Annotated in this window: 14 protein-coding genes and 1 CRISPR repeat array; of the genes, 12 read left to right on the top strand and 2 right to left on the bottom strand. The window is 62.6% G+C overall.

Annotated features, from left to right (window positions below; all coding sequences use genetic code 11):
* Positions 1-21 precede the first annotated feature (21 nt).
* The 5 genes from FBY21_RS09165 to FBY21_RS09150 are packed head-to-tail and all read left to right on the top strand — an operon-like array spanning position 22 to position 2,745.
* Positions 22-1,011: a major capsid protein gene (locus FBY21_RS09165; protein ID WP_142010503.1), complete on the top strand. Its 990-nt coding sequence runs from the start codon at positions 22-24 to the stop codon at positions 1,009-1,011.
* Positions 1,008-1,325: a hypothetical protein gene (locus FBY21_RS09160; RefSeq protein ID WP_142010500.1), complete on the top strand. Its 318-nt coding sequence runs from the start codon at positions 1,008-1,010 to the stop codon at positions 1,323-1,325. Before FBY21_RS09165 ends, FBY21_RS09160 begins: the two co-directional genes overlap by 4 nt.
* Complete coding sequence (locus FBY21_RS09155; RefSeq protein WP_142010498.1) at positions 1,322-1,792, top strand: hypothetical protein; 471 nt, start codon at positions 1,322-1,324, stop codon at positions 1,790-1,792. The genes FBY21_RS09160 and FBY21_RS09155 overlap by 4 nt, the downstream gene beginning before the upstream one ends.
* Positions 1,789-1,962 carry a hypothetical protein gene (locus tag FBY21_RS29555; RefSeq protein ID WP_174244723.1) on the top strand — a complete coding sequence of 58 codons (174 nt, stop codon included), beginning with the start codon at positions 1,789-1,791 and terminating at the stop codon, positions 1,960-1,962. The genes FBY21_RS09155 and FBY21_RS29555 overlap by 4 nt, the downstream gene beginning before the upstream one ends.
* A gap of 6 nt (positions 1,963-1,968) precedes the next feature.
* Positions 1,969-2,745, top strand: a complete 777-nt coding sequence (locus FBY21_RS09150) for a hypothetical protein (RefSeq protein ID WP_142010495.1) — start codon at positions 1,969-1,971, stop codon at positions 2,743-2,745.
* 136 nt (positions 2,746-2,881) lie between these two features.
* Here FBY21_RS09150 and FBY21_RS09145 read toward each other — a convergent pair whose 3' ends face one another.
* Together FBY21_RS09145 and FBY21_RS09140 are read right to left on the bottom strand one after the other, a co-directional pair.
* Entirely contained in the window at positions 2,882-3,157 is a 276-nt protein-coding gene (locus FBY21_RS09145) for a hypothetical protein (protein WP_142010493.1), read from the bottom strand.
* A gap of 78 nt (positions 3,158-3,235) precedes the next feature.
* Positions 3,236-3,418: a hypothetical protein gene (locus FBY21_RS09140; RefSeq protein ID WP_142010491.1), complete on the bottom strand. Its 183-nt coding sequence runs from the start codon at positions 3,416-3,418 to the stop codon at positions 3,236-3,238.
* A gap of 146 nt (positions 3,419-3,564) precedes the next feature.
* Here FBY21_RS09140 and FBY21_RS09135 point away from each other — a divergent pair, with 146 nt between their 5' ends.
* The 7 genes from FBY21_RS09135 (at position 3,565) to FBY21_RS09105 (ending at position 12,047) form a co-directional block, all read left to right on the top strand.
* Positions 3,565-4,365 carry a hypothetical protein gene (locus FBY21_RS09135; protein WP_142010489.1) on the top strand — a complete coding sequence of 267 codons (801 nt, stop codon included), beginning with the start codon at positions 3,565-3,567 and terminating at the stop codon, positions 4,363-4,365.
* Positions 4,366-4,766: 401 nt separating this feature from the next.
* Positions 4,767-5,051, top strand: coding sequence for a DUF3077 domain-containing protein (locus FBY21_RS09130; RefSeq protein WP_142010486.1), 285 nt, complete (start codon positions 4,767-4,769; stop codon positions 5,049-5,051).
* On the top strand, positions 5,048-5,851 hold the full coding sequence (locus FBY21_RS29745; protein WP_205895638.1) for a Bro-N domain-containing protein: 804 nt from the start codon (positions 5,048-5,050) through the stop codon (positions 5,849-5,851). The genes FBY21_RS09130 and FBY21_RS29745 overlap by 4 nt, the downstream gene beginning before the upstream one ends.
* A gap of 78 nt (positions 5,852-5,929) precedes the next feature.
* Positions 5,930-6,568: direct repeats of the CRISPR family, unit length 29 nt; unit sequence GTGTTCCCCACGGGTGTGGGGATGAACCG.
* A gap of 105 nt (positions 6,569-6,673) precedes the next feature.
* Positions 6,674-7,387, top strand: a complete 714-nt coding sequence (locus FBY21_RS09120; protein ID WP_142010482.1) for a hypothetical protein — start codon at positions 6,674-6,676, stop codon at positions 7,385-7,387.
* Between the two features lie 44 nt (positions 7,388-7,431).
* Positions 7,432-7,953: a hypothetical protein gene (locus tag FBY21_RS09115; protein ID WP_142010480.1), complete on the top strand. Its 522-nt coding sequence runs from the start codon at positions 7,432-7,434 to the stop codon at positions 7,951-7,953.
* A gap of 195 nt (positions 7,954-8,148) precedes the next feature.
* Positions 8,149-11,520, top strand: a complete 3,372-nt coding sequence (locus FBY21_RS09110; protein WP_160158588.1) for a phage tail tape measure protein — start codon at positions 8,149-8,151, stop codon at positions 11,518-11,520.
* A gap of 14 nt (positions 11,521-11,534) precedes the next feature.
* Entirely contained in the window at positions 11,535-12,047 is a 513-nt protein-coding gene (locus FBY21_RS09105; protein ID WP_142010475.1) for a hypothetical protein, read from the top strand.
* Position 12,048: the final 1 nt, after the last annotated feature.

The following is a 12,048-nucleotide window of genomic DNA, read 5'->3' as shown; positions in this document are numbered from 1 at the left end:
CGTCATTTCAAGGAGCCCATGATGGCTGAGATTTCCATTTTCGAAGACGAGGCGTTTTCGGTCCCCAACCTGGCCGTGGCCATCAACGCCGACCACATCGTCCCGGGGCAGATCGCCGCCGCTGGCCTGTTCAGCGAAACCCCCAGCGCCACCGTCACCCAGCAGATCGAGAAGGACGGCGACACCCTGGAGCTGGTCGATGCGGTGCCGCGCGGCGCCCCGGGCCAGCCGGTGCTCAAGGCCGGTCGCGAACTCATCCCCTTCAACTGCGTGCACCTCCCGCAGGAATTCACCATCTACGCGGATGAGATCCAGGGCATTCGCGCCTTCGGCTCGCGCACCGAGCTGGAAGTGGCCCAGGACGTCGTCAACCAGCGCCTGGAGAAGACCCGCCTGCAGCTGGACCTGACCCACGAATTCCAGCGGGTCGGAGCCATCAAGGGCCTCATCCTCAACAAGGACGGCTCGACGCTGCTGGACCTCTACCAGCGCTTCGGCATCGAGCAGCACAGCATCGAAATCGACTTCGCAGACGACGTCAGCGCCCAGTTGGTCGACGTGCTCGACCTGCAGGAAGACGCCATGGGCACCACGCCCTACAGCGGGCAGATCGGCTGGGCAGGGCGCAACTTCTGGAAGGCCCTCATTGGCGCCGACTCCGTGCGCGAGACCTACCTCGCCAGCGAGGCAGCAGCCCAGCTGCGCGGGGATCGCCGCGAGGCGTTCGAGTTCGGCGGCGTGCTGTGGATTCGCTATCGCGGCAAGCTGCCAGGCGCCCCGTTCGTGGGGGATGACGATGCCTACGTGGTGCCTGACAACGCCCCGGACCTGTTCAAGACCATCTTCGCGCCGGCCAACTACATGGAGACGGTCAACACACCCGGCCTGCCGTACTACGCCAAGCTGGAACCGATGGCCTTCGGCAAGGGCGTGAAGGGCGAAGCGCAGTCCAACCCGCTGCACATCTGCACCCGGCCCCGCGCCAACATCAAGCTGACCCGCAAGCCATGAAGTTCGCGGCCGCCATGGGCCGCGCGGACGACATGATCATGGGCTCCCTCTGCGATGGCATCGGAGAGTACCAGGACACCCGCTACGGCCTGCGCGTAGGCGGGTTGCGACTGATCGTGGATCGCAACCTGTCCCACCAGGGGCCCGAGGGCATCATCGTCACCGGCGCGGTCGGCGTCACCTGGCAGAAGCGCTGCCTGCCCCGCGTCAAGCGGGGCGGCCTGTTCTGCCTGGATGGCGCAATGTTCCAGGTCGATGACCTGCTGGACGACGACGGCCACATCGCCACCGCAGTCTGCACGGAGGTCGAATGAGCAACGTACTGACCGAAGTGCGGCGGGCGCTCGTGGCCCGCGTCCAGGGCATCACAACGGCCGAAGGCTTCAGAACCGACATCGGCTACCAGGTCCTGACCGGGTGGCTGAACGAAGTGCTGAACGAAAAGGACCTGCCCGACCAGTTCGCCCTGATCCAACGGGCGAAGAACAGGCCGCCAGAGCCAGGCCCGGGGGCAATCAGGATGCACAGCGGCTTCTTCGTCATCGGCCTGGTCAAGGCCTGCCTCCTCAACTACGAGGACGCGCTCGAGGCCATGGAGCTGGACATCTGTCAGGCCCTCATGCCGCGCATGGCCGGCGCCCCGGAGGGCTTCCCGAAAGGGGTCACCGCTCTATCGCTCGGCGCCACCGAATCCTTCCCGCCAGGGGAGGGCCAGCGCCATGCCGGGGTACTCGTCCCCGTCCACATCACCACCATCATCCAGGAGCAGATCCGTCGATGAGCACCGCGAAACCCCCGCAACTGGTCGAGGTAGAACTCGCCAGCGAGCACCGCCACAACGGCGTCGACTATCAGGCCGGCGACACGATCCGCGTCACCCCCAAGCAGCAGGCGTTCCTCCAGAGCGTCCAGAAGCTCAGGGGCCCAGCAACCGCAGCCACCAAGGAGTGACCGAGCATGGCAACCAGAAAAGAGACCGTCGTCATCGGCGGCCACCTGAAGGCCCGCGAAGCGGGCAGCGGCTTGCCCTTCCAGAAGGTCGGCCTGGTCAGCACCATCCAGCACACCACCGAGACCAACAGCCTGTCCCTGACCGACACCACCACCCCCCAGGGTGGCGAGTACGACAGCCTGGACCGCGTCACCTCCGTAGGGCTCAGCATCAATTTCCGCGAGATCTACACCTGGGTGCTGGCTGCCCTGGTATGGGGTAGCGCCACCAGCGTGGCCGCCTCCACCGTCACCGGTGAGAAGCACACCGCTGCAGTCGGCGGCACCATCGCCCTGGAGCGGATGCCCCTGGCCATCTCCAGCGTGAGCAACGAAGCCGGCACCGCCACCTTCGACGAGTTCGACGACTGGAACATGACCGGCTCCGGCATCGAAGTGGTGCCCGGTGGCGCCCTGGAGGCCGCCATCAAGGCCGCGCCCAGTGGCAACCCGTACAAGGTCAGCGTCGACTACAGCGCCGCGGCCGTAGACGTGATCGAGGCCCTGACCAACTCCGGCAAGACGTTCGAATTCCTCTTCGAGGGCGAGAACGCCGCCGGCACCCAGAAGCGCGTCGAGGCCAGGTTCTTCCTGTGCCGCCTCAACCTGGCCACCACCATGGACTGGATCAACACCGACGATTTCGGCGGCTTCGAGGCAACGGCCAAGGTACTGCGCGACGACACCAAGGTCGGTGCGGGTGTCTCGAAGTATTTCCGAATCAAGAAGGAGCTGGCAGCCTGACCGGCTGCCTTGGATCGGATAACACAGGCCCTGACATCAGGGCCTGTGAGAGTTGAGGTGATTATGAAAAATTCGAAAGCCGCAATTGCACTCCTTGAAGCTCGGACGGCAATCCTCCTGGAGCAACAAGCACGTTTCAGTCCCGGAAAATCGCCTCTTTCGGCAAGACAAACCCGTTCATCTCTTCCGAAAGCGCAAAGCGGAGGTCTTCATAGCTCATCCCCTTGACTACGGCGGGGGTCCAGTGATGCTTCTGGATGAGGTAGTAATAGACAGCTTCTAGCCCATCAAGATCGCTTTTGTACTGTTGGCGTTTCGCAAGTTCGTCGCCAAAAACAGTAAGTGTGTAGGCGAGCTGCCCCTCTGCATGGCGCAGGCGATAGGTCGCCTCGTAGTGTTCGCGAGTCTTCATGTTTTGTCCCTAAGAAATGAGCGTTCTGGTTCGAATGCACCCAAGGCACCCAGTTATCTGATCTGGATGCCGTTCCTGTCAGCTTTTCTGAAAGTTCTTGAGAGTTTCGTTGAACAAGGTGTTTACGAAGGCCGCAACTTGCCGCCCGCTTTCTTCGTAGGGTGTCGAATGCGTGAGCTGCTCAATGCTCGCAATTGCAGCAAGGACTACATCCAGAGCGGCAGCGTGTGCGGGGCTTTTGGGGGTGAGCGAGTTACTCATCGTGACCTCCATGGTCTTGGTGTGTGGATTCAGAACGCTACTACGCTGCACAGCGGCCTCGTAGCTGGAAATCCATCCAGTCAAGCGCTGGGTCTGACGTTGGTGCTCTGCTACATTCGGCCCTTTGAAGCCAAGGAGGGATGGACATGCAGTGCCCCAAATGCAACTACGAGCCGACACTTTCGGAAGTTCAAAGAAGTCCTAACGATTGTGTTAGTTGTGGAATAAATTACGAGGGTCACGCACGGCATATGGCCGAGCTGGCCGAGAAGAAAAAGGCGGAAGCACAACTGAGTGCTTCAATAGCCAAGGCGCCACCGGCAATGAGAAATGCAATTACAAAGTACCCTGGGGCTCAGCCTGTCGTTGTTGTAGATATAAACATGAGCTTTTGGTCTATGGTCATGTTTATGGTTAAGTGGGTTTTCGCAACAATTCCGGCTGCAATTATAATAGTGGTCATCGTCTACGGAGGCATCTCGATATTTGGGCTCGTGGGCAATGCACTTGATACATCTCACTATCAAACAGGTTCCACTCAGCCTACTACCAGTTCTGGCGGCTATACTGTTGATCCTCCAAAGCCCTCTGTTCCGGCACAGGTGGTGAGTGCTGCCCTTATTGGTAAGGGCTTTGACGAGGGTGAGTTTGGTAATGACAAGATAACAATCAGCATTCTTTTCAAGAATGACGGCTCTAAAGATATACGTGCGTTTGATGGGGTTTTTGAGTTCACCGACCTGCTTGGGAACGTGATTCTGAGGTCTAACGTAAGAGTTAATGAAGCGTTGTCTGCAGGGCAAAGCCTGTCTTGGGATGGGTCAATTGATTACAACGAATTCATTGCAAGCAATCGAAATCTTCGAAATGAAACGCAGGAAAACGTTCGTCTGAATTTCAAGCTCGGCAAGGTCCTTTATTCTGATGGAAGTAAAGAGGAATATTAGTACCTCGACTAATCAAAACCCGCTTCGGCGGGTTTTTCATGGCGTACAGAAAATGAAGCCAGATTAGCCCAGAGCCTTACCCTGGCCATTTCGAAGCCGACAACGCCAGTAGCCAGGGCGGCGAGGGGCGAGCCCCGGTATTGACACGCTCCATGGCGCTGCCTAATGTGGTGCCGTCGCAGTCAATCCTGCGGCCTGGGATTGGCCTCCCGGAAGTCTTGGCGGATACATGACCGCCTCAAAGCGGTTTTTTTGTGTCCACTGCATGGCTCCGTTATGGGCGGAGTCGTGTGGGCACTCGCAAGAGTGGCCGGTTCCAAGACCCGGTAGGCCAACCCGCACGGCTCTGCTCACCCCATTGGCCTGGGGCGCAGGGAAAGCTGAAGTCTTGGAGAACTGCCATGCAAACCATCGCATCCGTTTCCGCTTGCACTGTCACCCGCTCATTCGCGGCCATCTCACCCAGGCTCAACGCCCTGGCCGTGCAGTCAGGCATCCCCGTTGTTCACGCTCTGGAATATGCCTCTGCATTGCTCGATACCTGCCTGACCCAGGCCCACGTCGTGGCCCAGGAGGTCGCGGATGGGCGGGACGAGGAGAACAAGGCCTGGGCCACCGTGTACCTGCTGGAAACGGTACAGGCCCTGCTGGGCTCGTCCATCAGCGGCCTGCGTGGGGAGGAATGAGCATGGGCATGCCAATGGAGTTCTCATTCTCTGGCGCGGTCGTACGGGTTGTGCTGGTAGAGGGTGAGCCGTGGTGGGTTGCTGCTGACATTGCTGCTTCGCTTGGATACCCAGCTGCTCCGCAGATGACCCGTAATCTCGATGAAGATGAAAAGGGTATGCAGATTGTGCACACCCCTGGCGGCGCTCAGGAAATGCTGGTTATCAACGAGTCCGGCCTGTACTCGGCGATCCTGCGCAGCCGCAAGGCCTCGGCCAAGCATTTCAAACGCTGGGTGACCGCCGAAGTGCTGCCGAGCATCCGCCGGCACGGCGCCTACATCATGCCGCCGGCTCCCACCGAGCCGGACCATGCCCCCGCACCCATGGCCCCCCATGTGGCCGCCGACGAGATCGTCAGCGCCGGCCGGGTGTTCCGTGCCCTCTACACCACCGGCCGGGCCATGGGCATGGCCCGGCGGCTGGCCGCCACCCGCGCCAACCAGGCAGCGGAGCGCGCCACGGGTGTGGACCTGGCCGCCGAACTGGGCGCCACCCAGTGGCTCGACGGGCCCGACCTGCCCGAACCTCAGCGCCGGCAGTACGAGTTGCAACAACGCATCCGCGCCCACTTGGTGGCCAACAACTGGCCCGAGGGGTTCAGCGGCCAGCAACTCATCGAGGCCCTGGCACTGATCAACGACCGCGGCACACAGATGGCCGTCGGCAGCGCCCTGCAACTGCTGGGCTACAGGCGCGTGCGCATGGGCTCGGCTGGCCGACCCTATGCGTACAAGCTGACGGTGGTGCCGGCGTTGTGATGCCGAGGGATAGGCTGAGAAATCGGTAGTGAATTCGGCAGGGAATTTTCCTTTTTACGCCAGTGGTTTAGATTTGGTGTGTTCCCCACGGGTGTGGGGATGAACCGTCTCGGTCGGCTTCGGCTTGGCGTATACGCACGTGTTCCCCACGGGTGTGGGGATGAACCGGGCCTGGGCTTCGATGTAGTCGAACCAGACAGGTGTTCCCCACGGGTGTGGGGATGAACCGCAGTGCTCCGCATGTAATACCCACCTGTCCGGGTGTTCCCCACGGGTGTGGGGATGAACCGGCTGAAGGAGGTGGGGAAGTGAGCCAGTGGATGTGTTCCCCACGGGTGTGGGGATGAACCGCCACTGGCCAGGGTGATCTCTTTGACGGTTCGGTGTTCCCCACGGGTGTGGGGATGAACCGGTCGGCACCGTCAAATACACCGTGAACGTAGCGTGTTCCCCACGGGTGTGGGGATGAACCGCGCGTAGAGGCCGAGCGGATGATCCACATCGCGTGTTCCCCACGGGTGTGGGGATGAACCGTCCGGGGTGCCGGTGGCGCCGGCGTTGAGCTTGTGTTCCCCACGGGTGTGGGGATGAACCGGTCACCCTGATCCACTCCGGCGCCCACAAGGTGTGTTCCCCACGGGTGTGGGGATGAACCGATCGCCCAGGCCAAGAGCGAGCTGCGAGGGCTGTGTTCCCCACGGGAGTGGGGATGAGCCGGGCGGCGAGAAAGCCGGTCGCTTGGTCTACCCTTGTTCCCCACGGACGTGGGGATGAATACAGGCTCTGATACATTCAGAGCCTTTTGGACCAGGGAGTGGTGTGATGACGTGCAGGCAATGCGGAGCCCCCGCAACGGATGCCGACTCGGGCCTTTGCCCTGAGCATTTCGAAGAGCAGCGCCAGGCCATCGTGGGGCGGCTGAAGCAGCCCAAGCCGGTTGCCGCATCCCCGGCGCCTCCGCGCGAGCGGGTGCCGTTGTGGGTGGCGCTGCTGCTGGTGGTGATGACGCTGGTGACCGGCATCTCGGTGGTGGGCATTCGTACCACTGCCAGCAGCCCGGGGCTCTGGACGCTGATCGCGATGGTCTGCTCGGTGCCCACGTTCCTGCTTTGGCGCTATTTCATACACCGCTACCCGAAGGCGCTGTGGCCGGTCGGTTTCTCGTTAGCCGGGTTGGTGCTCGTTGCTGTCATGGCCAACTGGGCCTACGTGTTTGTAACCACCCCCGCACAATCGGAGCTGGTCGGTACCCGGAGCCCCAGGGAGGCAGAGCAATCCTCAAGGCACGCCTGGCAAGCCTGTATGGACATTGCAAAGAATCGCTTCCAGTCACCCACCGGGGTAAAGGCAGAGACCTACCCCACACGATTCATCGAGCGACAGGGCGGCGTGTACGCAGTACGCGGCCGTGTCGACGCGCCCAACGCCTACGGCGTCATGCTGCCGCACATGGTGTATTGCAACGTAACGCCCACCCAGGACCCCAACAGCCTCTACGGCTGGAGTGTGCTGGATGTGGATCTGGTGCCTCTCTAGAGCGCGCACCACCGGGCACGGGGTAAACCGCGCCGTGCTGATTTTTGATCACCTTCAACCTAACCCGCTTCGGCGGGTTTTTTTATGGAGAGCAGAACGTGGAACCAGACGTTGACCAGAGCCTGTCGCAGTTCATTGGTGAGGCTGTGCCCATCCCGCTGCGCGCGCCAGGGTACAAGGTTCACCTGATCCAGCTTCGCCAGGTACCCGTAATCAATCGGCACCTGGTGCCTCTGCGCGCAGAGTTCGAGGGCTTGGCCCAGGGTTTGGAGTCTGCTCGCCGGAGCGGCGCCGACCTTGGGGGGCTCTTCGATCAGGCGTTGGCCGGTATCGATGTCATGCGGCTCCTTGAGGACCACCGGCCGGCGTTGCTGGAGATTCTGGCCGAGATAACCCGGCGCACCCCGGAGGAGATCGACTGCCTGGCGCTCGACGACCTGCTGGGGCTGTTGGCCGCTGCTGTGGAGTTGAATCTGGATTTTTTCTTCCTGCGCCTGCAGCCGCAACTGCGGGCGAGCCTGGTGGAGCTGGTCGCGGCGATTTCTTCGAGACAGCGCAACTGTTGATCGAAAGTGGCCATAGCAGAGCCTCGATTCTCGAGATGACGCTGCCCCAGTTGCGTGGCTTTCTCCGCGCCCTCAATGCCATCCGCAGATCGGATGACCGCCTGAAGCTCTGCATAGCCCGCGCCGCCGGAGCTGTGGACGAGGATTTCCGGGCATTCATGAAATCGCTATAGGGGGTTTCCAATGAGCAGTGACATGTCGATTGGCATCGTCATCGGCGGAGCCGTGTCTGCCGCGCTGCGCAACAGCATCAAGGATGCGACCAAGAGCCTGGGGCAACTGGCGCAGGAGATCGAGGCGACATCGAAGAAAAGCCAGTTGATCGACAGCTTCAACCGGGCCAAGGAGTCCGCCAAGGCAGCCAGCGCCGAGTTCTTCGCCAACAAGAAGCGCGTCGAGGACCTGGCCCGTGCCGTTGCAAGGGCTGGCCAGCCCATCAAGGAGCTCGATCTGGCGTTGGCCCAGGCGCAGCGCGCGCTGGAGCGAAGCAAGCGCCACATGGCTGCGCAGACTAATCAGGTCAACACCTACCGTACGGAGTTGCAGGCCGCCGGGATCGATGTTCGCAACCTGGCCAAGGAGCAGGAACGCCTGGCTGGGCAATCGGCCCGGCTGCAGCGTATCCAGAAGGCGCAGAATCGCGCGGAAGACTTTGCATCGCGGCGCTCGGCTGTGCGCGGGGAGGGCCTTGGTCTGGCGGCGGAGGCTGCGACGGTCGGCTACGCCATCAAGGCCGCTGTTGATCCGGCTGTGCGGCTGGAGACGGCGCTGAAGAAGGTGGAGGCCCGAGTCGACTTCTCCTCTCCGCAGGGCATCGTCAACCTGCATACGCAGTTGGAGGCGCTTTCGGAGGAAACCGGCATCATGGTGCCGGAGCTTGCCGAGGCGGCTGCTCTGGCGGGACAGTTCGGTATTGCTGGCGATCAGGTGGCGGCCTTCGTGAAACAGGCCACACAGGTTGGCGTAGCGTTTGACATGAGCAGCGCCCAGGCGACGGAGTCCATCTCGACGCTGTCCACGGTGCTCGGCATTCCGATTGAGAAGACCGGCACGCTGCTCGATGCGGTCAACCAACTGGCCAACAACAGCCGCGCGAGCGAAGCGCAGATCCTGGACGTGCTGGGCCGCGTTGGTGGTATCGGCAAGCAGTTCGGGCTGGCCAACACGCAGATCGCCGCGCTGGCGTCGACCTTCATCTCGCTGGGCAAGTCCCCCGAGGTCGCCGCTACCGGCATCAACGCGCTGCTCAACAAGCTGCAGACCGCTGGCATTCAATCCGATGACTTCAAGGCCGAACTGCAGAACCTGGTAGGTGACGTGGATGCCTTCACCCGCAGCATGGACGTGGACGCCCAGGCCGCACTGGATAATTTCCTGGCGCAGCTGGGCAAGCTGGATACCCGGGGCCAGGCCGAGGCCATCACCGTCCTCTTCGGGCAGGAGTACGCCGACGACATCAGCCTGCTCTCTGGCTCACTGGCCGAGTACCGCAAGCAGTTACGCGAGGTTGCGGACGAGACCAAGTATGCCGGCAGCGTGCAGCGCGAGTTCGAGCGGTTCAACTCGGGTGCTGCGGTAGAGGCGAGGAAGGCAACTACAGCGCTGAACAACGCGTTCGCCCAGCTTGGCGAGGTAGCGCTGCCGGTCATCACCAAGATCTCCAAGCAGGTGGCTGGGCTTGCCCAGTGGCTGAAGGGCACCGGTGAAACCGGGCAGTCGGTCCTGATGGGGTTGGCCTACCTGCTGGGTGGCGGCTTGCTGCTGAAAGGGGTGCGCTTTCTTGGGCGCCTGATCTTTACGGAGATTGGCGGCGCGTTCACGGCGGTCGACAAGATCGCCACCAAGGTGATGGGAGAGGGGCTTGTCGCGACCGCCACCAAGCGTTTCCGCCGCATCGGAACGGAGGCCCAGGGCAGTGCCACCGTTGCAACCCGTGCGATGGCGACCATCGAGACGGCGGCGCGCGGGCTTACCTGGGCGCTGGGCTTGGTCGGCGCCGCGTTTGCGGGGTGGCAGATCGGGACCTATCTGCGCAAGGAGGTGCTGTGGATCGAGCGCCTAGGCATTGCGCTCGTCTCCCAGTTGCACGCTGGCTTTGTGTCGATCCGGGGGTTCGCCGAAGAGGCTTTCGAGGGGCTGAAGTTCGCGCTCTCCAATCCGCTGGACTACATGCGCCTGAAGTTTGCCGACTTCGTGCGCGACCTTTCCAAGCTGGTCGAGAAGATCCCTTCCTTTGGCGAGTCTGCGGCCAAGGCAATGCGGGCCGCAGCGGATAGCGTCACCGGAAAACCTGCCAAGCGGGACAACAAGGGCGGGAATCGCGAGAAGGGGGCAAGCAAGCTAGCCGAGAAGCCCAGCGCCATCGACGAGTACACCAAGCGCAAGGAGGAGATCCGCCAGAAGGTTGAGGCGGAGATCAAGACCATCCGTGATGGTTACTTCGACCTGTTCCAGATCGCCGGGGAGAACGCTGAAAAGACCAAGGATGCCAACGACGCTGCTGCCAAGGCCCAGAGCGAGCTTGCAGATGCAGCTGCGGCGGCGCAGGAGAAGATGACGGAGGACGCCGAGGCTGGCACCAGGCAAAGGATTAGCCTGACCGACAAGGAAAAGGCTGCGCTGAAGAAGGCTGTGCAAGAGCGGGATGCCCTGATGAAGGACATCAACGACCGCACCAAGGCCATTGCTGGCGAGAAGAACACTCAGCAGGAGCCGACGTTTACCCAGGCGAGCGGGCTCACCGCTAAGGCCCGCAGCTCCCTGCAGAACAAGGACTACCTGCAGGCGCTGAAATACGCCGATCAGGCCACCGAGGTGCTGGAAGAGCTGCAGAAGAGCGGCGACAAGAACACCTTGGCGCTGGCCGGCCAGGCGAAGGCAGCGCAGAAGATCGCGGAGGCCGCGTATGCAGCCATCGACGACGCTGGCAAGGCAGCGACCGAGAAGGCCGCCAAGGTGCCAGTTCAGCCCGTGATGGATGTCGCTGCTGTGGAGCAGGCAAAGGCAGCGGTAGCGGCGCTCGCCGAGCAGTTGAAGAGCAGCCTGGTGATTACCATCACGCCCGTGATGACCCTGCCCGGTAGCGTGGGCTCCAAGGAGACCAAGTCGGGCGCCGCTTACTTCCAGGACGGGGGCAGCTTCACCCAGTTCCCGAACCAGGGGTTTTCAGCCGGCGGTTTCACCGGCTTCGGCGGCCGCCTGGAGCCTGCAGGCATCGTCCACCGGGGTGAGTACGTCATGCCACAGACGGTGGTGAACGAGCCCGGCGCTATCAATGTGCTGTCCGCAATGCGTTCCCGTGGCGTTGCTGCTGTGCTGGACCAGATCAGAAACCGTTGGCGAGGCTACTCCGTTGGCGGCCTCGTCGGCCTTGCCGATAGGCCAACGCCCTCGGCATCGCACCCGGCTCTGGCCGGTGGCGGGCGATCTGAATTGGCCGACTACGGCAGCCTGACCATGGTCCTGCCCGGCGGCACCCAGGTCCCCACCCTGGTGCAAGACAGCACCCACCAGCTGCTGCGCCGCGAGGCACGCATGCGCGGAAAGGGCGCCCCGCGCCCCCGATAACCTAAGGAGTCACCATGAACCCGATCCCGCCCGTCATGCTCGGCGGCGTCGAGCTGCGCCCGTGGAGTGGCCTGGTCGTGCAGGAGTACTCGCCCATCGGCGGTACCACGCTCGCCCGGCGCTCCGGCGGCGCCGCGGTGAAGATGCAGCACTGGCGCAAGACCGCCGTCACCCTCCGGGGCAGCGGCTGGATGGGGCCCGGCTTGGCGGGCCTGGACTTCAGCCAGCCCCTGGAGCTGCGCTGCACCAAGCACTTGAGCCTCACCACCACGGCCTTGACCGGAACCCTGCCCAGCGCCCCGCGCCCGGATTACGCCCCCTGGGTGATGGCGCTGGTGGGCCGCGAATGGGAGCGGCACCCGGTGGCCATGGCCAGCCTTGCTTACACCATCACCCAGGTACCGGGCGCCACGCTTTACCAGATCTGCTGGATGCCGGTGTTTACCGTGTTCTGCGACGTGCCGGGGGAGTCCCTGGACCCATCGGCCGCGAGCCACGACTGGTCCATCACCGCCGAGGAGGTCTGAC

Source organism: Pseudomonas sp. SLBN-26, assembly GCF_006715895.1.
Classification (GTDB): Bacteria; Pseudomonadota; Gammaproteobacteria; order Pseudomonadales; family Pseudomonadaceae; genus Metapseudomonas; species Metapseudomonas otitidis.
Note: the sequence above shows the minus strand (reverse complement) of the source record. Positions and strands in the feature narration are given on the sequence as shown.